The sequence below is a fragment of the Chryseobacterium sp. SIMBA_029 genome, from assembly GCF_046535275.1.
GTDB lineage: Bacteria > Bacteroidota > Bacteroidia > Flavobacteriales > Weeksellaceae > Chryseobacterium.
Window position 1 is genome coordinate 17,223 of the sequence record NZ_JAWRXA010000007.1, and the last position, 26,858, is coordinate 44,080.

Annotated in this window: 16 protein-coding genes and 1 tRNA gene; all 17 read left to right on the forward strand. The window is 36.8% G+C overall.

Features of this window, described 5'->3' with window-relative positions:
• Nucleotide 1 precedes the first annotated feature (1 nt).
• The 17 genes from SB679_RS13775 to rpoC all read left to right on the forward strand — a co-directional run bounded on the left by SB679_RS13775 (nucleotide 2) and on the right by rpoC (nucleotide 26,811).
• The gene (locus SB679_RS13775) at nucleotides 2-1,366 is read left to right on the forward strand and encodes an ATP-binding protein (RefSeq protein ID WP_410702875.1); all 1,365 of its coding nucleotides are present in this window, start codon (nucleotides 2-4) and stop codon (nucleotides 1,364-1,366) included.
• A 229-nt stretch (nucleotides 1,367-1,595) separates the two neighbouring features.
• Nucleotides 1,596-2,837, forward strand: coding sequence for a TolC family protein (locus SB679_RS13780; RefSeq protein ID WP_410702876.1), 1,242 nt, complete (start codon nucleotides 1,596-1,598; stop codon nucleotides 2,835-2,837).
• Between the two features lie 3 nt (nucleotides 2,838-2,840).
• A complete protein-coding gene (locus SB679_RS13785; RefSeq protein ID WP_410702877.1) occupies nucleotides 2,841-3,926 on the forward strand; it encodes an efflux RND transporter periplasmic adaptor subunit in 1,086 nt (361 codons plus the stop codon).
• Between the two features lie 54 nt (nucleotides 3,927-3,980).
• Nucleotides 3,981-7,079 (forward strand): efflux RND transporter permease subunit, encoded by a 3,099-nt coding sequence (locus tag SB679_RS13790; protein WP_410702878.1) that lies wholly within the window; start codon nucleotides 3,981-3,983, stop codon nucleotides 7,077-7,079.
• A gap of 601 nt (nucleotides 7,080-7,680) precedes the next feature.
• Nucleotides 7,681-8,892, forward strand: coding sequence for an elongation factor Tu (tuf, locus tag SB679_RS13795; protein ID WP_410702879.1), 1,212 nt, complete (start codon nucleotides 7,681-7,683; stop codon nucleotides 8,890-8,892).
• Between the two features lie 52 nt (nucleotides 8,893-8,944).
• Nucleotides 8,945-9,015: transfer RNA gene (locus tag SB679_RS13800), tRNA-Trp, on the forward strand.
• 12 nt (nucleotides 9,016-9,027) lie between these two features.
• Entirely contained in the window at nucleotides 9,028-9,234 is a 207-nt protein-coding gene (secE, locus tag SB679_RS13805) for a preprotein translocase subunit SecE (protein WP_034710350.1), read from the forward strand.
• Nucleotides 9,235-9,253: 19 nt separating this feature from the next.
• On the forward strand, nucleotides 9,254-9,796 hold the full coding sequence (nusG, locus tag SB679_RS13810; RefSeq protein ID WP_034710351.1) for a transcription termination/antitermination protein NusG: 543 nt from the start codon (nucleotides 9,254-9,256) through the stop codon (nucleotides 9,794-9,796).
• 788 nt (nucleotides 9,797-10,584) lie between these two features.
• Nucleotides 10,585-11,136 (forward strand): hypothetical protein, encoded by a 552-nt coding sequence (locus tag SB679_RS13815; RefSeq protein ID WP_410702880.1) that lies wholly within the window; start codon nucleotides 10,585-10,587, stop codon nucleotides 11,134-11,136.
• Nucleotides 11,137-11,290: 154 nt separating this feature from the next.
• The gene (gene rplK, locus SB679_RS13820) at nucleotides 11,291-11,734 is read left to right on the forward strand and encodes a 50S ribosomal protein L11 (protein ID WP_034710356.1); all 444 of its coding nucleotides are present in this window, start codon (nucleotides 11,291-11,293) and stop codon (nucleotides 11,732-11,734) included.
• An 11-nt stretch (nucleotides 11,735-11,745) separates the two neighbouring features.
• Nucleotides 11,746-12,438 (forward strand): 50S ribosomal protein L1, encoded by a 693-nt coding sequence (gene rplA, locus SB679_RS13825; protein WP_034710357.1) that lies wholly within the window; start codon nucleotides 11,746-11,748, stop codon nucleotides 12,436-12,438.
• Nucleotides 12,439-12,455: 17 nt separating this feature from the next.
• Entirely contained in the window at nucleotides 12,456-13,043 is a 588-nt protein-coding gene (gene rplJ / locus SB679_RS13830; protein ID WP_410702881.1) for a 50S ribosomal protein L10, read from the forward strand.
• Nucleotides 13,044-13,089: 46 nt separating this feature from the next.
• On the forward strand, nucleotides 13,090-13,455 hold the full coding sequence (gene rplL / locus SB679_RS13835; RefSeq protein ID WP_410702882.1) for a 50S ribosomal protein L7/L12: 366 nt from the start codon (nucleotides 13,090-13,092) through the stop codon (nucleotides 13,453-13,455).
• Between the two features lie 926 nt (nucleotides 13,456-14,381).
• The gene (locus tag SB679_RS13840) at nucleotides 14,382-15,557 is read left to right on the forward strand and encodes a hypothetical protein (RefSeq protein ID WP_410702883.1); all 1,176 of its coding nucleotides are present in this window, start codon (nucleotides 14,382-14,384) and stop codon (nucleotides 15,555-15,557) included.
• 39 nt (nucleotides 15,558-15,596) lie between these two features.
• Nucleotides 15,597-18,188, forward strand: a complete 2,592-nt coding sequence (locus SB679_RS13845; RefSeq protein ID WP_410702884.1) for a T9SS type A sorting domain-containing protein — start codon at nucleotides 15,597-15,599, stop codon at nucleotides 18,186-18,188.
• 453 nt (nucleotides 18,189-18,641) lie between these two features.
• Nucleotides 18,642-22,463, forward strand: coding sequence for a DNA-directed RNA polymerase subunit beta (gene rpoB / locus SB679_RS13850; protein ID WP_410702885.1), 3,822 nt, complete (start codon nucleotides 18,642-18,644; stop codon nucleotides 22,461-22,463).
• Between the two features lie 82 nt (nucleotides 22,464-22,545).
• Nucleotides 22,546-26,811 (forward strand): DNA-directed RNA polymerase subunit beta', encoded by a 4,266-nt coding sequence (gene rpoC / locus SB679_RS13855; RefSeq protein WP_034710362.1) that lies wholly within the window; start codon nucleotides 22,546-22,548, stop codon nucleotides 26,809-26,811.
• The last annotated feature ends 47 nt before the right edge of the window (nucleotides 26,812-26,858 follow it).

Here is a 26,858-nt window from a genome sequence, read left to right on the forward strand (position 1 = left end):
AATGTCATTAAAGAGAAAGATAGCCCTCACGATCAGTATTGCTTTTTCACTGCTTTTTGGTGTTGTGATGGCTGTGATTTATTTGTCTTTTAATGATTTCAGAAGGGATGAATTCAAGGAAAGATTCAGGCAGCGCTTAGAATTTACGACTCATTTTATCTCAAAGTCAAAAGATTTTGAAGAAGAAGCTCCCATTTTTTTTAACGAAAATGCAGATAATGTACTTCTCAATGAAACTATTTTAATCTTCAATGGTCAAAAAGAGCTGATATACAGTACTATAAAAGACCGTAATGTCACTTGGGATAGTGCTTTGCTCAAAGAATTGGATGAAAAAAAAATCATTTATACTGAAAAAACAGTTCCCGAAATTTATGCAGCCCTAAGAACAATTAATGGAGAAAATTATTATATCCTCACTAGTGCTTTCGATACCAATGGAAAATCTAAACTGAATTATCTTAAATACCTACTGATTGCTGCTTATGTAATGAGTACACTTCTTATCGGATTTTTCAGTTATTATTTCATGGGCCAGTTTCTACGCCCTTTGGAAGATTTGAATAAAGAGATTTCAGAAGTTACGGCCCATAAATTAACCACCCAAATTCCCGTTCAGGAATCCAATGACGAAATAAATGTCCTGGCTAAGTCCTTCAATACCATGATCGCCAGGTTAGATGACGTTTTCCAGTCACAGAGAGACTTTACTGCGAGTGCCTCCCATGAGATCCGGACACCCATTACGAGGATGGCTTTTCAGCTGGAAAATTTAATTAAGCTCAAGCAGCATTCCCCTGAAACCCTGCTTTCTTTACAACAGATCCAAAAAGACGTGTATCAATTGTCGGATTTAACGAATTCTTTATTGCTTCTTACTAAATTTGACAAAGAAAATATTCAAAGTATTTATGAGGAAGTAAGAATTGATGAAGTCATTTTTGAATCCTTCGAAGCCGTAGAAAAAAGTTATCCAACGCTGAAAATGGATTTTTTGATTTCCGAAGAAACTTCTGAGAACCCTCTTTTAACCATAAATGGAATCCAGTCGCTGCTGGATATTGTTTTTATCAATTTGTTTAAGAATGCCGCAGTATATTCAGATCATACGGAAGTGGATGTACTGATCACTGAAACAAATTTGAAACTGATAGTAGATGTTATTTCTCGTGGAAAAACAATTCCCGAACAAGAACAGTCAAAATTATTTGAGGCCTTTATGAGAGGTAATAATTCACAAAATATTTCAGGTTCAGGATTAGGATTACGAATTGTAAAACGAATTTTGGAATATCACGGTGCAGAAATTATCTATTCTTCTCCTGCAGAAAGCACCAACAAATTCAGTGTTATCTTTGAAAAGTAGCTTTTTCTATTTAATAATTCCTTATTTAGTGAAACGCGCATTGGTTTTTTGTTGATTTTTCATTAAAACATAGTAGGATTTTAATGAAAAATGGACATTTTATATCTTAAAAACAATTAAAAAAATCCCATAAACACAGCTGCTAGCGAAAAAATTTAATTTTTTTTTAATCCTCCTTTAAGTTTGTTTTAATCGATTCAAGGCAATTTTGTAATTTAAAAGTAAAAAAATGAACAAAATTGCAGGACTGTTTATTGTCATTTCCTCATTCATGGCAGCACAACAGGATATGTCGCTTTTGGATTGCGAAGAAGCTTTCCAGAAGAACAATCTTCAACTGCTTGCTGAACAATATAATATCAATATGGCGGATGCAGATATTCTGCAGTCTAAAATATGGGAACTTCCGCAGTTAAGCGGACAATTCAACGCATATAATCCTCAGGATAAAAAAGTTTTTGATGCTGGCCATTCAAAAGGAGCACAGGTAACGCAGCTCATTTATATGGGGGGCAAAAAGAAAAATGAAATTGCTTTTGCCAAATCAAATAAAGAACTCGCTCAGATTCAGTTTTCCCAATTATTGGTTGAGCTTAAAACACAGCTTCACACCACTTACTACAATCTTTACTACCAAAAATTAAAACTCGAAAATACCAATAAACAGCTTGGCTATATGAAAGAGTTGCTGAACGCTTATAAAGTACAGTCTGCAAAAGGGAATATTTCTCTTAAAGATGAAGTGAGGCTGCAGAGTATTGTTATTCAATTAAATAATGATAAAGTAGAGATCAATAAGACGATTTTGGAAGTGGAGCAAACTCTAAAAGTATTAACAGGAGTTACAGATGATATAGAGCCACAGCTTTCAGATGCTGAAGCTACGGAAATTCTGGCTTCCCAGCCTTTTGGAGATGAAGAAGAATTAAAAAAGAAAGCCCTGGAAAATAACGCAGATTATTTATACAATTTAAAATTGATTGATAACAGTAAGCTATTTGCCCAATGGCAGAAATCATTAAACGTTCCGGATTTGAATGTCGGAGCGGGTTGGGACCAAAATGGAGGAACTTTTCAGAATGAAGTAAACGTAATGGTTGGAATTCCTTTACCGCTTTGGAAAAGCAATAAAGGAAATGTTGAAAAGGCAGGTTTTGCCATCCAGCAGAATCAAAAAAACGCAGAATACCAAAAACTAAATCTTGAAACGAAAGTACAATCTGCTTTCAGAACCTGGAAAACACAATACGACCAGTTTTCAGAAATTAAAGCCACTGACCTTAATAATATGGATTTGGTTTACAACGGAATGCTGAAAAATTTTAGAAGCGGCAATGTCAGCCTGATCGAATTTACAGACTTTATGGAAAGCTACCGGCAGACCGCGCTTCAAATCTATGATATGAAAAACGATATCATTCAGTCGGCAGAACAGCTCAATCAACTAGTACAAACGAAAATCTTCTATTAAACAATGAAAAAATATATCATTACCATGTGGGTAGCCTTGTCTTTATTATCCTGTTCCAAAAAAGAGGAAAATAAGGCATCGCAAGCGAAAAAAGGCTTTGAATTAAGCAATACAATGCTTAAATCGATCACTTTGGCAAAAGTTGAAAAGAAATATATAGAAGATGGCTACAACTTTTATGGAAAGATATCTGCTGACAAAAACAGCTATATTGATGTCTATCCGTTAGTGGGGGGTAATGTTTTGAGCGTGAATGTAGAACTGGGAGATTATGTGAAGAAAGGACAGATTCTGGCAACCATAAGAAGTACCGAGCTTGCAGAAGTGCAAAAAGATGTAAGTGATGCGAAGACAGATCTTGTAGTAGCCCAAAATAATGTGCGGGTTGCCAAAGAAATGTACGAAGGAAAACTGAATACCGAAAGAGATGTTCTTGAAGCTAAAAGCCAATTGCAGAAAGCCCAGGATCAAATGCAGAGAGCGAATGCTGTAAGTACAGTATATAATGTAAAAAAAGGAAATATTTACAGTGTTGTTGCCCCGATCAGCGGTTATATCGTTCAAAAGAATATCAATAAAGATATGCAGCTGAGAGCGGACAGAAGCGATAATATCTTTGATGTAGCCAATACAAGCAATGTATGGGCAATTATGAACGTCAACGAATCCGATATTGATAAAATAAATCTGGGAATGAAAGCTGAAGTTTCCACCCTCTCATATCCGGACAAAATTTTCTACGGAAAAATTGATAAAATATTTAAAATTATAGATCCCCAGACTAATGCAATGCAGGCGAGGGTAGTATTGGATAATGCTAACGGATTATTAATTCCCGATAGTAAGGCAACCATAAAAGTTTCAAGATCTGAAACAAGTACGGCACTTACAGTTCCATCCAAAGCCGTGATTTTTGATGATAACAGAAGTTTTGTAGTCATTTATAAATCAAGAGCAGATTTGAAAGTTAAAGAAATAAAAGTCATGAAACAGGCCGGTGATGTTACCTATGTTTCAGAAGGTTTGTCAGAAGGAGAAGAAGTAATTACCAATAATCAATTGTTGATTTACCGTTCTCTCAACAATTAAGAGCACTGAAATTTTTCTTTAAACGGCCTTTTTAGGTTATTAATGTAAATAATCATGAATAAATTCATAAAAAATATAATTGCTTTCTCCCTTAAAAATAAGGCATTTACCTTTATTTGGGTGGCAATTTTGGCGGTTGCAGGATTTATAAGTTTCAAAAATATGCCTATTGAGGCTTTTCCTGACGTTACCAATACACAAATTGTAATCATTACTCAATGGAATGGGCGAAGCGCAGAAGAAGTAGAACGCTTTGTCACAACACCCATCGAATTAGCAATGAGCCCGGTACAGAAGAAGACTAGCGTGAGAAGTACCACAATGTTTGGACTTTCTATTGTTAAAATTCTGTTTGATGATGGGGTGGACGATACTTTTGCACGAAATCAGGTCAATAACCAATTAAGGACAGTCAGTCTTCCTGATGACGTAGACCCGGAAGTACAACCACCCTATGGGCCAACCGGAGAAATTTTCAGATACACCCTTGAAAGCAAGAAAAAAGATTCCCGAGAACTCTTAACCCTTCAGAACTGGGTGGTAGACCGAGCACTGAGAGGTGTTCCCGGAGTTGCAGATATCAATGTTTTTGGAGGTCAGGACAAAGTTTTTGAATTAAGCATTGATCCCAGAGCATTGGATAAATATAATCTTACACCGCTTCAGGTGTATGATGCCGTTACCAAAAGCAATTTAAATGTGGGCGGAGATGTTATTGAGAAAAACGGACAGGCCTACGTCGTAAGAGGAATAGGTTTGGTGAGATCCGTTGCGGATATTGGTAATATTACCATTCAAAATGACAGCGGAAACCCAGTTTTGGTTAAAAATGTAGCAGATGTTCATGAAAGCTCGATGCCTAGAGTAGGGCAGGCAGGGTTGAACAACTACGAAGATACCGTAGAAGGTATTGTCGTGATGAGAAAAGGAGAAAACCCGCGTGATGTGTTGGTAGGTGTAAAAGCAAAAATTAAAGAGCTTAACGAAAAGATCCTTCCAAAAGATGTTAAAATGGTCACTTTCTATGACCGTGACAATCTGATGGATTTTACCACGCATACTGTAATGCATAACCTTATTGAAGGAATCATATTGGTAACGGTGATTGTTTTAATCTTCATGGCAGACTGGAGAACTACGTTGATTGTTTCTATTATTATTCCTTTATCCCTGTTATTTGCATTCTTGTGTTTAAAACTGGCTGGAATGAGTGCGAACCTCCTTTCATTAGGAGCTGTAGATTTCGGGATTATTATTGACGGAGCCGTCGTCATGGTGGAAGGGCTCTTTGTAATGCTTGACCACAAAGCCGAGAAATATGGAAAAGAAAAGTTTAATAAAATGGCTAAAGGAGGCTGGATCAAGCAAACCGGAACAGGTCTTGGGAAAGCAATTTTCTTTTCAAAACTGATTATTATTACCTCATTGATTCCTATTTTTTCATTCCAGAAGGTAGAAGGTAAAATGTTTTCGCCATTAGCCTTTACCCTGGGGTTTGCATTAACAGGAGCTTTAATATTCACTTTAACGTTGGTTCCCGTTCTTTCCCATATTCTTTTAAATAAAAATGTAAAAGAAAAGAACAATCCGTTTGTTAACTTCTGGGACAGAATTGTGATAAAAGGATTCAACTATACTTTCAGACATAAAAGAATGAGTTTAATCGTTGCCATTTCATTTTTGGCAGTGACGCTGTTCTCCGGAAAGTTTTTGGGAACTGAATTTTTACCGCAGCTTAACGAAGGCTCACTTTGGATAACCGCAGAAATGCCGATGAGTTCCTCATTAAAGGAATCCTTAAAAACAGCTGATCTTCTTAAGAAAGACATCATGAGCTTCCCTGAAGTAACGGATGTGTTGGCACAAACTGGTAGAAGTAATGATGGAACCGATCCTAATGGATTTGGATTCGTGCAGTTTGCTGTCAATCTTCAGCCCAGAGAAGACTGGAAACGTAAAATCAGCTATGATAAACTGATCGAAGAAATTGATAAAAAACTCAGAAATTATCAGGGAATTACTTTTAATTATTCTCAGCCGATTTCAGATAACGTAGCAGAAGCCGTTGCCGGTTTCAAAGCAGAAAACGGAATTAAAATTTATGGAGATAATCTTCAAACCCTGGACAGACTGGCGGAAGAAGTTTTACAGCAGGTGAAAGATGTTGATGGGGTAAAAGATCCTGGAATCATTAAAAACATTGGTCAGCCGGAAGTAAGTGTAGTTTTAGACCGTGATAAAATGGCGGCCTACGGAGTAATGCCTGCAGATGCACAGGCTGTTCTTGAAATGGCTTTTGGAGGAAAAACAGCTTCAGAAATGTTCGACGGAGAAAGGAAATTTCCGATTCGCCTTCGGTATTCACAGGAATATAGAAAAGATGAGAATGATATTGCTGCTTTGATGGTTCCTACACAGGACGGAGCGAAAATTCCGTTAAAAGAAATCAGTACGATTGTTAAAGATAATGGTGCTGCGTTTATTTACAGAGATGATATCAAAAGATATATTGGAGTAAAATTTTCAATCCGTGACCGTGATTTAGGAAGTACCATTGCCGATGCACAGAAAAAAGTATCTAAAATTGAACTTCCGGACGGCTATTCAGTAGGGTGGACAGGCCAGTTTGAAAATCAGCAGCGGGCATCACACCGATTAGCGCAGGTCGTACCGGTAAGTATTCTGATGATCTTCTTCCTGTTGTTTATTCTTTTCGGAAATATAAAAGATTCATTGCTGGTATTAGCTAATGTTCCTTTTGCTTTGATCGGAGGAATTATCGCCCTGCACGTTACCCGGATGAATTTTGGAATATCAGCCGGAGTAGGAATGATTGCCCTCCTGGGAATTTGTATACAAAATGGAGTTATTCTGATTACAGAATTTCATCAAAATGTTAAAAACGGGCTCCATTTGGACCTTGCTATATTAAATGGGGTGAAATCCAGAACCAGACCCGTAATAATGACTGCCCTGATGGCCTCTATAGGTCTTATGCCGGCTGCATTATCCACCGGGATCGGATCTGAGTCGCAAAAACCGCTTGCCATTGTGATTATTGGCGGGCTTATTACAGCGACCGTCCTCACTCTTCTTATTTTCCCGATCATTTTCTGGATCTTCAACCGAACTAAAAAATCGCAGCAGATCTAGAGTTCTTTTATTTTATATTAATTGAGGCCTGAAATACATGTATTTCAGGCTTTTTATTATTGAATATGTATAATTTGTGCGAAGTTTTAAGCTTATTGGCTTGTCTTTCGGACGTCAAAAACCAATTATAATCAAGCATAATGATTGTGAGAAGATGAATTTTAAAGAAACTATTACGTGAAAATACATACTGAGCTCTTGTAAAATACTCAATAATAGGATAATATTTTTTTCATACGATTGATTTTATGGATTCATAATTATATGCAAGAAGAAATATGCCGTGAATTTTGATCTGTTTTTTGACAATATCTTTTAATAAAGGCATAAAACATGTTCCTGAAAATCAGACGCAAAGAAGAAAAACGAACAAAGTAGGGATTTGTTTTTGTTAAAACATTCGTTAAAATAGAGGATAAGGATTTTTTAAATAGAGATTTTTGTGTAAATTTGCAGTCTCAATATATAGAAATATATGGAGTTTGTAATTCTTTGGATTTGAATATTGATTTTTTTGTATAAAAAAGTTTTTAGTATTTAAAAATTCATTATATTTGCACACCGAAAATTTGAATAAACAATAAATAAATAATTTTAAATCATGGCAAAGGAAACGTTTAATCGTAACAAACCACACTTGAACATTGGTACTATTGGTCACGTTGACCATGGTAAAACTACTCTTACAGCTGCTATTTCTGCTGTATTAGCGAGCAAAGGTCTTGCTGAGAAAAAAGATTTCTCCGCTATTGACTCTGCTCCAGAAGAAAAAGAAAGAGGTATTACTATCAATACGGCTCACATTGAGTACGAAACTGTAAATAGACATTACGCTCACGTTGACTGTCCAGGTCACGCGGATTACGTAAAGAACATGGTAACTGGTGCTGCTCAGATGGACGGTGCAATCGTAGTATGTGCTGCTACTGACGGACCAATGCCTCAAACTAGAGAACACATCTTGCTTTGCCGTCAGGTAAACGTACCTAGAATCGTTGTTTTCATGAACAAAGTTGACATGGTGGATGATCCAGAATTGTTAGAGCTTGTTGAAATGGAACTTAGAGACTTATTGTCTACTTACGATTTCGACGGAGATAACTCTCCAGTAATTCAAGGTTCTGCACTAGGTGCACTTACTGCAGCTACTGCAACTCCTGTTAACACAGAAGATAAGTGGTTCAAAAGTGTTGAAGAATTAATGGATGCTGTTGATACTTGGATCGAGCAACCACCAAGAGATACAGATAAGCCATTCTTGATGCCAATCGAAGACGTATTCTCTATTACAGGTAGAGGTACTGTTGCAACTGGTAGAATCGAAGCTGGTATTATCAATACAGGTGATCCTGTTGATATCATCGGTATGGGTGAAGAAAAATTAACTTCTACAATTACAGGAGTTGAGATGTTCAGAAAAATCCTAGACAGAGGTGAAGCTGGTGATAACGTAGGTCTATTGTTGAGAGGTATTGAAAAAACTGACATCAAGAGAGGTATGGTTATCGCTAAGAAAGACTCTGTGAAGCCACACAAAAAATTCAAAGCATCTGTTTATATCCTTTCTAAGGAAGAAGGTGGACGTCACACGCCATTCCACAACAAGTACCGTCCTCAGTTCTACGTAAGAACTACTGACGTTACAGGTGAGATCTTCTTACCAGAAGGTGTAGAAATGGTAATGCCTGGTGATAACTTAGAAATTACTGTAGAATTGTTACAACCAATCGCTCTTAACGTAGGTCTTAGATTTGCGATCAGAGAAGGAGGTAGAACAGTTGGTTCAGGTCAGGTTACTGAAATCTTAGACTAATCATCTTAAAATAAATAAGGCTTCCGTAAGGAATTACGGAAGCTTTTTATCTACGGGCATCGTCCAATGGTAGGATACCGGTCTCCAAAACCGTTGATCAGGGTTCGAATCCTTGTGCCCGTGCAAATATAAATTATGAGTTCATTAATTGATTTTTTAAAAGGTTCTTATAACGAATTCAGACATAAAGTTGAATGGCCGAAGTGGGCTGACTTACAGTCTTCTACCATCGTAGTGACTATAGCGACAGTTATTTTGGCATTATTTACCTTTGGAGTTGATGAATTGTTTTCAAAAGCAATCAGCAACATAATAGGAATACTCATCAACTTGTTCAACTAACAAAAAGTATTTTCCCATAATGAGCGAATTGAAATGGTATGTGCTGAAAGCAATCAGCGGACAGGAAAATAAAGTGAAAAACTATATTGAGACAGAAATCAAACGTTTAGGGTTTGAGCAGTACGTTACTCAAGTGGTTATTCCTATGGAAAAGGTAATTCAAATTAGAAACGGTAAAAAAGTTCCTAAAGAAAGACCTTACTATCCTGGTTACTTAATGATCGAAGCAGAATTGATGGGTGAAATTCCTCATGCGATTAAGAACATCCCTGGTGTTATCTCTTTCTTGAGTTTAACCAAAGGTGGAGATCCTGTTCCAATGAGAAAATCTGAGGTAAACAGAATGTTAGGAAGAATGGACGAGCTTTCTGAATTTGCAAGTGATGTTGAAATTCCATTCGTAGTAGGTGAAAACGTTAAAGTAATTGACGGACCTTTCAATGGATTTAATGGTACTGTTGAGAAGATTCTTGAAGACAAAAAGAAAATTGAAGTTTCTGTACTTATCTTCGGTAGAAAAACTCCAATGGAGCTTAGCTACATGCAGGTAGAAAAAGTATAAACGAAAACAATACATAAAAGAAAAGCGGATTTTTTAATCCGCTTTTTTTATTTTTACTTATTAGAAGTTTATATATGCTGAGTTCCTCAAAAATGCGTTTTGCCGATTTTTTTCTTAATTGGAAAACCTTTCTTATTTTTAATGTACTTATTTTTTTAATAAAAATATCCTTTTCAGCACATCATAATTTTACTGCTGTTTTTTTTGAGGATTGGAAAATTGCTAAAAATATTGCATACTATGGGGTATATTCATTAGACTTAAGGTATGGAAGTTCTGCCTACAAACTTCCTGTTTATCCACTGTTTTTAAGTTTTTTTATAAAAATTTTAGGAAGTCTGAGCGCTGTAAAGTTTATTATTATTACCCAGCACATTTTTTATTGTATTATCCCTGTTGTAATCATTAAAATTTTTGAAAATTTAAATTTGAAAATCGCAGGCTTTTTATCTGCCTATTTCTTTATTTTTTCTCCTTCATATTTTTATTATTCCAATATTCTGGAAGCAACTAACCTATTTATCCTGTTTTTTGCTGTTTGGCTCTATCTTTATTCAGAATTGTGGATGCAAAGGAGGTCATCCTGGATGTTAATAGCCTTTTCTGTGATGACAGCTGTATTGGCATTAACTCAGGTAGTAGCCATACCTCTTATGGTATTGATGACTTTACTTTTATGCTTTTATAAAAAACTTTCACTAAAAAATATAGCAGTTGTTTTTTTGATAGCCGGGATTTGTTATTCTCCTTGGGTAATTCGGAATTATATTAGTTTTGATAGGCTTATTATGAGTAAATCTCCGGTTTGGCAGAATGTATATCTGGGATATGTTTCAGAATACCAGATCCTACCGGATAATCACTTTATTACGGAACAAGAGGAGGAAAAGATTACTAATCAGATTGTAGCCCATGATGAATTTGTAGGGGAACATATTTATGAAAATGAAGTTCATAAGATCATTGAAGCAGATCAATGGGCACCCTTAAAAAAAGGAATTAATAACCTGATCAGTTTGTGGTATGTTCCCAAAAGATATTTTGATGACAACGGATTATCCATTCTTGTTGGAAGGAAGGCATATGTGGTGATCATTAATATTTTATTATTTTTAAGCTTACTATACTTTTTTAAAAATAATAAGCAACTATTTCTGTTTCTGTGTGTCGTATTTGCAGGATTTACTTTTCCTTATCTGGTAGGGCATGCGGCGAATATTCGGTTTAAACTAGATTTTGAATGGATACAGACCTCAGTGATTGCATTATGGATATGCTACAGATTCTTTATGAATGAGAAAGAACCAGAAACTTACCTTGTTTTTGAAAATAAAATATAATTCTTTCTAAAAATCAACACATTCCGTTTGGTAATTCAAAAATATTTCATAATTTTGCAGTCCGAAAAGTAGGCTTACTATATGTGAGTGCGGTAACCTGCTGAATAAATAATGCTTCCAAACTCATTAATTATTCAAATTTAAAAAATAAAAAATGGCTAAAAAAGTCTTTAAAATGGTAAAGCTTCAGGTGAAGGGAGGGGCAGCAAACCCGTCTCCACCAGTAGGTCCTGCATTAGGTTCTGCCGGTGTAAACATCATGGAGTTTTGTAAACAATTTAACGGAAGAACTCAGGATAAGCCTGGGCAAGTTTTGCCAGTAGTAATTACTGTATACGAAGACAAGTCTTTTGAATTCGTAATCAAAACTCCTCCTGCTGCAATTCAGTTAATGGATGCTGCAAAAATTAAAGGAGGTTCCGGTGAACCAAACAGAAACAAAGTAGGTGCTGTATCTTGGGAACAAGTAAAGAAAATTGCTGAAGATAAAATGGTTGATCTTAACTGTTTTACTTTAGACTCTGCTCTTTCTATGGTTGCAGGTACTGCTAGATCTATGGGATTGAGAGTAACAGGAACAAAACCAACTAACGCTTAAAACTTAGAGAAATGGCAAAATTAACGAAGAAGCAAAAAGAAGCTTTAAGCAAAGTAGAAAAAGGTAGAGTTTATAGCCTTGACGAAGGGTCTGCTCTTGTAAAAGAAGTAAATACTGCGAAGTTTGATGCTTCTATAGATATCGCTGTTAGATTGGGTGTAGATCCAAGAAAAGCAAACCAAATGGTAAGAGGTGTTGTATCTCTTCCACACGGAACTGGTAAAGATGTTAAAGTATTAGCTCTTGTAACTCCGGATAAAGAGGCTGAAGCTAAAGAAGCGGGTGCTGATTATGTGGGTCTTGACGAATATTTACAAAAAATAAAAGAAGGTTGGACAGACGTTGACGTTATCGTTACTATGCCAGCTGTTATGGGTAAATTAGGACCTTTAGGTAGAGTATTAGGACCAAGAGGTTTGATGCCTAACCCTAAATCAGGTACTGTAACTATGGAAATTGGTAAAGCAGTAGCTGAAGTAAAAGCAGGTAAAATTGACTTCAAAGTAGATAAGTATGGTATTATCCATGCAGGTATCGGTAAAGTATCTTTTGATGCTGATAAATTGAAGGAAAATGCTCAGGAGTTAATCTCGACATTGATCAAAATGAAGCCTACTGCTGCTAAAGGAACTTATGTAAAAAGCATTTATTTGTCTTCTACAATGAGCCCAGGTATTGCAATTGATACTAAATCTGTTAACTAATATAAATCCTTAAGACAATGACAAAAGACCAAAAAGTTGTAGCAATACAAGAGATCAAAGACTTGCTTCAGGATGCAAAAGTAGTATACGTAGCAGATCTAGACGGATTGAACGCGGCTAAGTCTTCAGAATTCAGAAGACAGGCTTTCAAACAAAATATCAAAGTAAAAGTTGTAAAAAATACACTTTTACAAAAAGCAATGGAGCAAATTGAAGGAGTAGATTACTCTGAAATGTTCCAGACTTTTAAAGGAAACACTGCATTAATGGTTTCTGAGACTGCAAACGGTCCAGCGAAATTAATCCAGGGATTCAGAAAGAAAGAAGATAAGCCAGCTTTAAAATCTGCTTACCTTCAGGAAACATTCTACGTTGGAGACGAAAACTTAACTGCACTTGCTAACATCAAGTCTAGAGAAGAAATGATCGGAGAAATCATTGGATTACTTCAATCTCCAATTCAAAGAGTTGTTTCTGCTCTTCAAAACAAATCTGAAACGGTAGAAGCTAAAGCTGAAGAAGCTGCTCCTGCTGTAGAAGAAACTCCTGCTGAAGCTCCAGAAGCTGCTGCAGAAAGCACGGAAGAAACTCCAAGTGCTGAATAATTACACTCAAGAAATTAAATAAATAATCAACAAAAACATTACAACAATGTCAGATTTAAAAAATTTAGCTGAAACGCTAGTAAACCTAACTGTAAAAGACGTAAACGAATTAGCTACTATCCTTAAGGATGAGTACGGAATTGAGCCAGCTGCTGCTGCTGTAGTAGTTGCTACAGGTGGTGGAGAAGCTGCTGAAGAGAAAACTGAATTCGACGTAATTCTTAAAGCTGCTGGTGCTTCTAAATTGGCTATCGTTAAATTAGTAAAAGATTTAACTGGTGCTGGTCTTAAAGAAGCTAAAGATATCGTAGATGGAGCTCCTGCTGCTATCAAAACTGGTATCTCTAAAGACGAAGCTGAAGCTCTTAAGAAGCAACTTGAAGAAGCTGGTGCTGAAGTAGAAGTGAAGTAATTCATTTTACTCTTACATAATAAGCCTGGGCATAACTGCTCAGGCTTTTTTTATTTTAATATTATGAAAGAGTGTTTTTATTTTCAATTGTAATGCAATATAATTGTATTAAATAATTACATATCTTAATATGATTTATTATTTGATAAAAATTATAACTATGTTTTGAATAATAATTATAGTTATTGGTGTTTTGTGATTTTATTTTTAATTAATTTCATTTTTTATTGAAAAAAAGATATATCTTTGCACCTGAAAAAACACACATAATTTGAAAAGAAACGATTTTCTTTTCCTATGCTATATAATTAACTTCTTACTGTACAGGTTATTATTAAGCATAAGGAAATTAAAGGCAGGATTACCCCCATCAGCAATTACTTCGGCTGAAATGTTTTCTTGTGAGAAGAATGATAAAAGTAAGATCAGCTTGCTTAATGATGCTTTCCATTTTATCAAGAAAATGATTTTTAAGACTGATCCCTCTTTATTTAAGGAGAAGAGCCAAAATTCAGGTATTTTCTCGACTTATAAGGAATATTTTAAATCATTACCTGTGTCAGGATATAATTATATCATAGGAGAACGAATCCCATTACTCTACAAAATAGATTGTAAAATTCCTGATTTTTCATTACAACATAAAAATAGAGGTAATGAATTCCTAGAGCAATTCTATCATAATATACACTTGAATTTTTCTTTTACTAAGCCATCTCTAGTAGATCTCTGATAAGTAATTTTAAACAGAAAAGTTCAGTCGTTTGCAGGATTTGTCATACAAGCGCAAGTTGGAATTAATACTAATTTCTCAGTTTACATAATCAATTTTTACAGACAAAATTCGATCATTTGCTTATTTATTAAGCTAAATGATGAGTGCTACATCTTCAGACATTAAAACAAAAACAACAAATATCATTAGAATGAAAAACAAATTATTAACACTTGCAGTCTTATCTTTTACAGGATATCTTGTACAAGCACAGGTTGGGATTAATACTGCTCTTCCTCAAGCTACATTAGATGTTACGGGATTTCCGACAGTCACAGGTAAACTGGATGGAATTATAGCACCGAGACTTTCAATAAGCCAATTGGTTGCTAAAACATATACCTCCGCGCAAACAGGTGCAATGGTGTATGTAACCATTATTGATGCTACCCCTACTGGTCAGACCAGTAATGTGGTAACTCCAGGCTATTATTATTTTGATGGAGCAAAATGGGTGGGGCAGACTGGAACAGACTGGCATACTGTGGGAAATGGAGATAATGAAGTAAGCACAGTTGCTGAAACATTAGGAAATGCACCGGCTTCTGCTAATTATTTAGGTACTCAGGGGGCTACAGATAATTTAGTTGTTTCAAGCGGTAATAAAACACATGCTGTACTTGACACTGCAGGAGGTTTGTCAGGAGGGGGTGAAAATGGTTCTTCTTTATCGTGGGGAAGTGGTAATTCTATAAATGCAACTTCCAATAATATTGCCCTTGGTAGAGGAAATACAGCAACTGCTTCGGCTGCCAATTTTCCTGCTATTGCTATTGGTCAGAATAATAATGCAGCAGGAGGTGGAAAAGCATTTGGAACCAGTAATTCTACCCTCCAAGCTGTTAATTTCGCTTTCGGGGCTTTTAATACAACAGGAAATACAGTTGCTGTGGCAGTAGGGCATACAAACAATGCTACCAATGGAGGATTTGCTTTTGGGGCCAATAACGTTGTCAGCTTAAATAATTTTGCTTTCGGAAGCAATAATACAGTGAGTGGAACAGCTTCTGTTGCAATCGGAATTAACGGTACTTCAGTGGGTAACCAATCAACGTATGCTAATACTGCACATGTATTCTCCGGGCAGGGAGCTGTAGGTACAGCGATTACCGATGTCGGAATAAATGTAACTCCTAATCCAAGCAATTTTGCAGATTTGGAAGTGAGCAAGGCTATCCAAATAAAACCTACTACAAAACCGACATGTGATGCATCTAATGCAGGATCAATAGTATATGAAGTAACGACAGTGTTAGGTGTAACATCCGGTAATTTTTTTGGATGCAGACAGACTGGTAATACTACCTATGGTTGGGCGTCGCTATAATAGAACACAAATTTTAACAAAAAATAAAACAACAAAAAAATGGTAAAAAAATTATTCGAAAGATTTGCAGTAGTGCTTCTTATGTTGACTATGTCAGCGGTAGTATTTGCTCAAAAAGGATACGAACCTATCCGTGGGATGGGCGTGCAGGCAAAGCCTGTAAATAACTCAGGGATTTGCCTTGCTTGTTACAATGGAAGTATGAATCCGGTCATAGACGCTAATTTAGATAACAGCGTAAGCATGGGGAACTTTGCTTCATTGGTAAGTGGAAACGGTATATCTGTAAAAAACACAAATACTACTTATCCGGCGGGATACATTACAGGATTCAATGTAGATCTGGGGACAAGCTTTATTACTGTGGATTTGCTGAGTTCATTAAGAATCAGTACCTATAAAAATGGAGTTCTGCAAGAGTCTACCACAAGCAGTACTTTATTATCAGTGCCTGCCTTTGGAGGAGCTAAAAACAGAATTTTCCTTCATCTTAAAACAACAAGAGAGTTTGATGAAGTAAGATTGTATCAAACGAATGTGCTTTCAATATTCAGTGCAATGAATGTGTATTATGCTTTCGCATTTGATCCGGCTAAAGTACCAGTTGACAATAATGGAATCTGTGATGATATCATTGCTGGAAGTGGAGTAGACGGGAATGTATCAGGAAGCAGCAGTTTTCTGGCGCCACTTTCTTATGTTCAAAACAGAGAAAGAATAGGAGACGGAGATAAAAATTCTTACGGATCAATTGTATTGCCGGCTGGACTTCTAGGGTCTTACTCAGTAGGAGTATTAGATAAAAATCAAGTATATCCTGCAGGAAACAAAACAGGTTTTGTGATTTCTCCGGATGATGAAGGAAAGCTTTTAAGCGCAGAATTCTTAAAAAATATTACGATAGAAACTTATTTATATGGGCAACTGCAGGATTCCAAAACGCTATCTGATGGAGGAGGGCTTATCAATATTAAAGTGTTAGGTTTTGGTTCAGGAAAACAAAAAGTTTCTCTTACGTCTTCTAAGCCTTTTAACGAAGTGCGTTTAAAAGTTACACAAACTGTAGGGGTTAATTTGGGCGCTTTGAAAGTGTATTATGCATTTGAGGAGCCTGTAGCTTGCGAATGTAATGATAAAATTCAAACAAGTGGTGGCGCGTTCCAGGGAGACCTGGTTTCAGGAAGTAACTGGACTTCAGGTCCTGGACTTTTTGGTCTTATTTTAGCAAAAATGGTAAACCCATCAGCTATTGTAGATACCAATACATCTAATTATGCTACAGCAACTATTCCGGCTGCTTCAATTTTAAGCATTTTCTCAGCGTATGCTACAGTAAGTACTAACAGCTTACTTCCTGCTAATACTTATGCGGGATTCACATTGGAGAAAGCGGCGAACCTGATTGGAGTAAGTGTTCTTGAAAATATTACGGTAACACTTTACAATAATAGTACTCAGACAGATACTTTCACAAGTACAGGAAGTCTGATTAGTGGAAACTTCTTTACAACAGATTCTAATAAATTTTATGTAGGAGGTAAATCAACAAGGCCTTTCAACCGTATTAAGGTAACTTTCTATAGTGGTACAGGAGTACGAATTCCTCAGAACTATTATATCTATAATGCGTTTGCCAGCAGAGATGATGATAACGATGGGGTGCCTAATTGTTTTGACCAATGTCCAAACGGGAATGACAGCATTGATACAAATGGAAACGGTATTCCGGATTGTGCAGAAGGTTGTACAGCAGTAAATGATAAATCTCCTAGCATTGATACGGATGGTGATGGAATTGTAGATGCATGTGATCTGGATTCTGACAATGATGGTATTCCTGATGCTATTGAAGATCTTGATCAGAATGGTAAATTTGAAGATGATGATACAGAAGGAGTATTTGGGCCTGTTCAAGTATTGGGAGATGGAATTCCAGGTTATTTAGATCTTGATTCTGATAATGATGGTATTTTAGATTTATTTGAATCAGGTATTCCGGTATCCGTAATTAATCAAATTGATGCTGATCATAATGGTATTATCGACAATGGTATTGCTGTTGGAACTAATGGTCTTGCTGATGTTTTAGAAACTTCTCCGGATTCTGGAGTATTGAAATACCCTATTAGAAATACAGACGGTGATGATAAGCCGGATTTTGTAGATTTAAATTCAAACGGAGTTGACAATGATCTATGGGTTATCGGTAAAGATAATTTGGATGATTTTGGTTCAGGATTTATTTCCAGAATAAGCGATAGTGATAAAGATGGTATCCAGGCTGTTGTAGATACAGATCTTATAAAGAGGGGAGCACCTAATTCTCCATTGTCTCCATATGCTTCATTCGCTAAAAATGCAGGAGCTGTAGCTGCTAAATTTACTGATATTACTGCTGTTGCATCAGATGTTAAAGTATATCCTAACCCGGTAAAAGCAGGTGAAAACCTTACGATTACGTCTGGGGAAGAAGGAGTTTATACTATTTTCTCTGCACAGGGTCAATTGGTAAAAACAGACAAGTTTAAAGGGAATGCTTCTGTTAATACCTCTTCACTGGTAGCAGGTGTCTACATTGTGAAAGTGGAAACAAAAACAACCGCAAAATCTTATAAAGTTATTGTAAAATAAATTTTAAGATCATTTTTTATAATAAGGAAGGGCCGTCCAGTTTGGGCGGCCTTTTTTATTTGGGAATGATTTAACCGCTTCAAAATGAAGACGTTTATATTGTGGGACTGAATTATTTTTCGTACATTTGCAACTCTTTTGGCGCTAATAATTGTTTGTAAATCAGTAAAATATTGTAAATCAACTCTTTCGTAAATATGAAAGGGATTTCTTGTTTATACGTGTTACGGCATTTTTGCCTCAAAAGTCATTAAGAATATTTTGCATTACGCTGTGAAAAGATATACCAGCGTTGCAGTTAGAATTAGAGTATAAGAATAAAGAATTAGAATAAAGACCACTTCTGATAGCGCCAAACATCAAATGTCTTTTCTCTTACCTCTTTATCTGTCAGTCTTTTTCTGATATTTTTTGTAAAATCAAAATATTTTTTAACCCTTTCTTAAAAGTTTTATGAGTAAAACAACAGCAACAACCAGGGGAAACCAGAGAATTAATTTCTCATCAGCGAAAGGAAAAATCATCACTCCAGACTTCTTGGATATCCAAATCGAGTCTTTCAGAGATTTTTTCCAGCTTGATACCCTTCCTGAAGACAGACGTAGTGAAGGTTTGTACAAAACCTTCCAGGAGAATTTCCCGATCACGGATTCTAGAAACCAATTCGTATTGGAGTTTTTAGATTATCTAGTAGATTCTCCGCGTTATTCAATCAATGAGTGTGTGGAAAGAGGATTGACTTATTCAGTTCCTCTTAAAGCAAGACTTAAATTGTATTGTACAGACCCTGAGCACGAGGATTTCCAAACCGTAGTTCAGGATGTATATTTAGGCCCGGTTCCTTATATGACGGCCAGCGGATCTTTCATCATCAATGGTGCAGAGAGAGTTATCGTTACGCAGTTACACCGTTCACCTGGTGTATTCTTCGGACAGACTTACCACGCAAACGGAACTAAATTATACTATTCAAGAATTATCCCTTTCAAAGGATCTTGGATGGAATTTACTACGGATATCAACAGCGTAATGTATGCGTATATTGACCGTAAGAAAAAATTACCATTAACAACGCTTTTAAGAGCGATCGGTTTTGAATCTGATAAAGACATTCTTCAGATTTTCGACCTTGCAGAAGAAGTGAAAGTTTCTAAAGCTGCTCTTAAGAAAGTAGAAGGGAGAACATTGGCTGCGAGAGTATTGAACACTTGGTTCGAGGATTTCGTAGACGAAGATACCGGTGAAGTTGTTTCTATCGAAAGAAACGAAATCATCCTAGACAGAGAAACGATTCTTGAAAAAGAACACTTAGATCTTATTCTTGATGCTGGTGTGAAATCTATCCTGATTCACAAAGAAAACAGCAATGAATTCTCTATCATCCAGAATACATTACAGAAAGACCCTACAAACTCTGAAAAAGAAGCAGTAGAGTACATCTACCGTCAGTTAAGAAATGCAGATCCACCCGATGAGGAAACAGCAAGAGGAATTATTGAAAAATTATTCTTCTCTGAGCAAAGATACTCCCTTGGTGAAGTAGGACGTTACAGACTAAACAAAAAGTTAGGTCTTAATATCCCTACAACAACTGAAGTTCTTACCAAAGAAGATATCATTGCGATCGTAAGACACTTGATCGAATTGGTAAACTCTAAAGCAGAGGTTGATGATATCGACCACCTTTCTAACAGAAGAATTAAAACTGTTGGTGAGCAATTAGCAGGACAGTTCGGTGTAGGTCTTTCAAGAATTGCCAGAACAATTAAGGAAAGAATGAACGTTAGAGATAACGAGATATTTACTCCACTTGACCTGGTAAATGCTAAGACATTAACATCAGTTATTAACTCATTCTTTGGTACCAACCAGCTTTCTCAGTTCATGGACCAAACCAACCCGCTATCAGAGATCACGCACAAGCGTAGACTTTCTGCACTAGGGCCTGGTGGTTTATCTAGAGAAAGAGCAGGTTTCGAGGTTCGTGACGTTCACCATACTCACTACGGTAGAATTTGTCCGATTGAAACTCCGGAAGGACCAAACATTGGTTTGATCTCTTCATTAGGAATCTATGCGAAGATCAATAACTTAGGTTTCATCGAGACTCCATACAGAAAAGTAGAAAACAGTACGGTAAATCTTACGGCTGATCCTATTTATCTGAATGCAGAGGACGAAGAAGATAAAGTAATTGCTCAGGCTAACGTAGAATTGAGTGATAACGGTGAATTCTTAACAGATAGAATTATTGCAAGACTAGACGGAGATTATCCTGTAGTTGAGCCTCAACAGGTTGACCTTATCGACGTTGCACCAAACCAGATTTCTGGTATCTCCGCTTCATTGATTCCTTTCTTGGAACATGATGATGCGAACCGTGCATTGATGGGATCCAACATGATGCGTCAGGCAGTTCCTTTATTGAAGCCACAAGCTCCAATTGTAGGTACAGGGCTTGAGCAGCAGGTGGCAAGAGATTCTAGAATTTTGATTAATGCAGAAGGTACAGGTATTGTAGAATACGTGGATGCTGATAAAATCACTATTAAATATGAAAGAAGCGATGACGAGGATCTTGTATCATTCGAATCTGCAACTAAAACATATAACTTAACTAAGTTCAGAAAAACCAACCAGAGTACTACCATTACACTAAGACCAAACGTAAGAATTGGTGAAACAGTGCAAAAAGGACAGGTTCTTTGCGACGGATATGCTACTGAAAACGGAGAATTAGCTCTTGGTAGAAACTTAGTGGTTGCCTTCATGCCTTGGAAAGGATATAACTTTGAGGATGCGATCGTGATCAACGAAAAAGTTGTTCGTGAAGACTGGTTTACTTCAATCCACGTAGATGAATACTCTCTTGAAGTTCGTGATACCAAACTAGGTATGGAAGAATTGACAGCAGATATTCCTAACGTTTCTGAAGAAGCTACTAAAGATCTTGATGAGAACGGTATGATCAGAATTGGTGCTGAAGTGAAGCCTGGTGATATTATGATCGGTAAGATCACCCCTAAAGGTGAATCTGACCCAACTCCTGAAGAAAAACTTCTTAGAGCAATCTTTGGTGATAAAGCGGGTGATGTAAAAGATGCTTCACTAAAAGCAGACTCTTCATTAAGAGGAGTGGTGATCAACAAAAAGTTGTTCTCTAGAAACATTAAAGATAAAAAGAAGAGAAGCGAAGAAAAACTTAAACTTGAAGAAATTGAAAACACTTACAAGGCTAAGTTTGATGAGCTGAGAAATACTTTAATTGAAAAATTAAATACTCTTGTTAGCGGTAAAACTTCTCAGGGAGTTACCAATGACCTTGATGAAGAAATCATCGGAAAAGGAGTAAAATTCACTCACAGATTGTTAACTTCAGTTGAAGATTACGTAAACGTTAGTGGTGCAGATTGGACTGTTGATAATGATAAAAATGAATTGATTAAACAATTAATTCACAATTACAAAATCAAATTCAACGATATCCAAGGGGTTAAAAACCGTGAGAAATTTGCAATTTCAATCGGAGATGAACTTCCAGCAGGAATCATGAAGTTAGCTAAAGTGTATATTGCTAAGAAACGTAAACTGAATGTAGGGGATAAAATGGCAGGACGTCACGGTAACAAAGGTATTGTTTCAAGAATCGTTCGTGAAGAAGATATGCCATTCCTTGAAGACGGAACACCAGTAGATATCGTATTGAATCCACTAGGGGTACCTTCTCGTATGAACATCGGACAGATCTATGAAACAGTTCTTGGATGGGCTGGTCAGAAATTAGGAATGACGTTCGCTACACCGATCTTTGATGGGGCTACTCTTGATCAGATTACTGAATATACAGAAAAAGCAGGTCTTCCTAAATTCGGACACACTTACCTTTATGATGGAGGTACAGGAGAAAGATTTACACAGCCGGCAACAGTAGGTATCATCTATATGTTGAAATTAGGACACATGGTTGATGATAAAATGCACGCGCGTTCTATCGGACCATACTCATTAATTACTCAGCAGCCATTAGGAGGTAAAGCTCAATTTGGTGGTCAGAGATTTGGAGAGATGGAGGTTTGGGCTCTTGAAGCATTCGGAGCATCTAATATCCTGAGAGAAATCTTGACGGTGAAGTCGGATGACGTGATTGGAAGAGCAAAAACTTATGAAGCTATTGCGAAAGGGGAAGCAATGCCTGAACCAGGTATTCCGGAATCATTCAATGTATTACTTCACGAGTTACAAGGACTTGGACTTGATGTAAGACTTGAGGAATAATTTTAAATTTTGAATGTTGAATTTTGAATCAGTTCAGAATTTATAATCCAGAATTTACAATCCAAAATCTAAAATCTAAAAAATGTCAAATAAAAATAAATCAAGTAGATTTAATAAAATAACCATCGGTTTAGCTTCTCCGGAATCCATTTTACAGGATTCAAGAGGAGAGGTTCTAAAACCGGAAACTATTAACTACAGAACGCACAAACCTGAGAGAGACGGGTTGTTCTGTGAAAAAATCTTCGGTCCTATCAAGGATTACGAATGTGCTTGTGGTAAATACAAGAGAATTCGTTACAAAGGGATCGTTTGTGACCGTTGTGGAGTAGAAGTTACGGAGAAAAAAGTAAGAAGAGAGAGAATCGGACACATCAACCTTGTTGTGCCTATCGCTCACATCTGGTATTTCCGTTCTTTACCAAACAAAATCGGTTACCTTTTAGGAATACCTTCTAAGAAATTAGATATGATCATCTACTACGAAAGATATGTAGTGATTCAACAAGGTATTGCTAAAAAATTAGACGGTTCTGATTTCGATGATAAAGAATTCCTTACAGAAGAGGAGTACTTGGATATCATGGAAACTCTTCCAGTTGAAAACCAGTATCTTGATGATTCTGATCCAAACAAATTCATCGCTAAAATGGGTGCTGAAGCTGTTGAGGAACTATTAAAAAGAATCAACCTTGATGCATTGTCTTTCGACTTAAGACACAAAGCTCACAACGAAGGTTCTAAGCAAAGAAGAACAGAAGCTCTGAAAAGATTAAATGTTGTAGAAGCATTAAGAGGTGCTAATACAAGAATGATCAACAGACCAGAGTGGATGATCATGCGTGTACTTCCTGTAATTCCACCAGAATTAAGACCATTGGTTCCATTGGATGGGGGACGTTTCGCAACTTCTGACTTAAATGACCTTTACAGAAGAGTGATCATTAGAAACAACCGTTTGAAGAGATTATTGGAGATTAAAGCTCCTGAAGTAATCTTAAGAAACGAGAAGCGTATGCTTCAGGAATCTGTAGATTCATTATTCGATAATACAAGAAAATCTTCAGCTGTAAAATCTGAATCAAACAGACCATTGAAGTCACTTTCAGATTCATTGAAAGGTAAGCAAGGTCGTTTCCGTCAGAACTTACTAGGAAAAAGGGTAGATTACTCTGCGCGTTCGGTAATTGTTGTAGGTCCAAACCTAAAACTTCACGAGTGTGGTATTCCTAAAGATATGGCTGCGGAATTATACAAACCGTTTATCATTAGAAAACTAATTGAAAGAGGGATTGTAAAAACAGTAAAATCTGCAAAGAGAATTATTGATAGAAAAGAACCAGTAGTATACGATATCCTTGAAAACGTGATGAAAGGTCACCCGGTTCTATTGAACAGGGCTCCTACACTTCACAGACTAGGTATCCAAGCTTTCCAGCCGAAAATGATCGAAGGAAAAGCAATCCAGCTGCACCCATTGGTAACGACGGCATTCAACGCCGATTTCGATGGTGACCAGATGGCGGTACACTTACCGTTAGGTCCTGAAGCGATCTTGGAAGCTCAGTTATTGATGTTAGGTTCTCAGAATATCTTGAACCCGGCGAACGGTTCTCCAATTACAGTACCATCTCAGGACATGGTTCTTGGTCTTTATTTCATGACCAAAGAGCTTAGTTCAACAGATGATATGAAAGTATTGGGTGAAGGACTGGCATTCTATTCTCCTGAAGAAGCAGAAATTGCTTACGCAGAAGGTAGAGTTTCTCTTAACGCTAAAGTAAGATGTAGACTACCGGTAAAAGAAAACGGAGAATTGGTTACAAGATTAATCGAAACTTCTGTAGGTAGAATTTTATTCAACCAAATCGTACCTAAACAGTCAGGATATATTAATGAACTTCTAACGAAGAAATCATTAAGAAACGTTATCGGTAAAGTTCTTGCAGATACAGACTTCCCTACAACAGTGAAGTTCTTGGATGCAATGAAGGACTTAGGATATTCAAATGCATTCAAAGGAGGTCTTTCATTCTCACTAGGGGATATTGTAGTTCCTGTTGAGAAGAAGCAGATGGTTGCTTCCGCAATTGAAACAGTAGATGAAATTAGAGCCAACTATAACATGGGTCTTATTACAGATACAGAACGTTACAACCAGGTAATTGACGTTTGGACGAATACCAACGCAGGATTAACTGAAATGATTATGAGCAGAATGAAAACCGATCAAGGTGGGTTCAACTCTGTATACATGATGCTTGATTCCGGGGCGAGGGGTTCTAAAGAACAGATCCGTCAGTTATCAGGGATGAGAGGTTTGATGGCAAAACCGCAGAAAGCCGGTTCTACTGGTGCGGAGATCATTGAAAACCCGATTCTTGCAAACTTTAAAGAAGGTCTTTCGATCCTTGAGTACTTTATCTCTACTCACGGTGCACGTAAAGGTCTTGCGGATACCGCTCTTAAGACTGCCGATGCTGGTTACTTAACCAGAAGATTAGTAGACGTTGCTCAGGATGTTATCGTTACAGAAGTAGACTGTGGTACTTTAAGAGGTACTGAAGTTACTGCATTGAAGAAAAATGATGAGATCGTTGAGAAAATATCTGAAAGAATTTTAGGTAGAGTTTCTCTTCATAATATCTATGATCCTGAATCAGATGAGCTTATCGCTGAAGCTGACCAGGTAATCAATGAAGAATTAGCGAAAAGAATTGAAGCAACAGGATTAGAAGCTGTTGAAGTTCGTTCTCCATTAACATGTGAAGCTAAAAAAGGTATCTGTGCTAAATGTTACGGTAGAAACTTAGCAACAGGTAAAGTAATCCACATGGGTGAAGCTGTAGGGGTAATCGGAGCACAATCAATTGGTGAACCGGGAACTCAGTTAACGTTGAGAACCTTCCACCAAGGGGGTACTGCAGGTAACGTTTCAGAAAACCCATCAATTGTTGCAAGAAGAGATGGTATCGTGGAAATGGATGATGTAAGAACAATTACATCTGAAGATGAAGCTGGTAAAACTGCTGAAGTAGTAGTATCTCGTTCTACAGAATTTAGATTGGTTGCTGATAACGAATCCAAAACACCGTTAATGATCGCTAACGTACCTTACGGATCTATATTAGCTGTGAAACCAGGTGATAAAGTGAAAAAAGGAGATGTAATCTGTAGATGGGATCCGTATAACGCGGTTATTATTGCAGAATCTGCTGGTAAGGTAGAGTATGAAGATATTATCCAGGGTATTTCATTCCAACTGGAAATTGACGAACAAACAGGATTCGAAGAGAAAGTAATCTCTGAATCTAGAAATAAGAAAGCCGTACCTACTCTGAAGGTGGTAGATTCTAAAGGAGTTGAGCAAAAAGCATACAACTTACCGGTAGGAGCCCACTTAATGGTAAACGATGGTGAAAAAATTAAGGCTGGTAAAGTTTTAATCAAGATCCCAAGAAAATCTGCAAAAGCAGGGGATATCACCGGAGGTCTTCCGAGAGTTACCGAATTATTCGAAGCAAGAAACCCTTCAAACCCAGCGGTTGTTACAGAGATCGATGGAGTAGTTTCTTATGGAAAAATCAAGAGAGGTAACCGTGAACTTATTGTAGAAGCTAAAACAGGAGAAAGAAAAATTTACTTAGTGAAACTTTCCAACCAGATCTTGGTTCAGGAGAATGACTTCGTAAGAGCTGGTTCTCCACTTTCTGACGGTTCTATTACACCAGACGATATCTTAAGAATCAAAGGTCCAACGGCGGTTCAGGAATATCTGGTAAATGAAATTCAGGAAGTTTACCGTCTGCAAGGGGTGAAAATCGACGATAAGCACTTTGAAATCATCGTAAGACAGATGATGACAAAAGTATCAATCGTTGACGGAGGTGATACTCAATTCCTTGAAGGAGCATTAGAGCACAAATATGATTTCTTAGAAGAAAACAACAGAGTATTTGGTCTTAAAGTAGTAACTGAAGCTGGTGATTCTAAAGAATTCAAACCAGGTCAGATGATTACTGCAAGAGAATTAAGAGACGAAAACTCTAAGTTGAAGCGTGAAGATCAAAAACTAGTTGAAGTAAGAGAAGCACTTCCTGCTACAGCAACGCCTGTATTACAAGGGATTACAAGAGCAGCTCTTCAAACTAAATCATTCATGTCTGCAGCATCATTCCAGGAAACTACAAAAGTATTGAACGAAGCAGCAGTTGCTGGTAAAGTAGATTACTTAAGTGGTCTTAAAGAAAATGTAATTGTAGGACACAGAATCCCTGCAGGTACAGGTCTTAAAGAGTACCAGAATGTTATTGTAGGTTCTAAAAAGGAATTCGAAGATATTAACTAAAAAGTAAAGAAAAGTTTCAGGATTCGAGTTTAAATTTTAAATTAGAG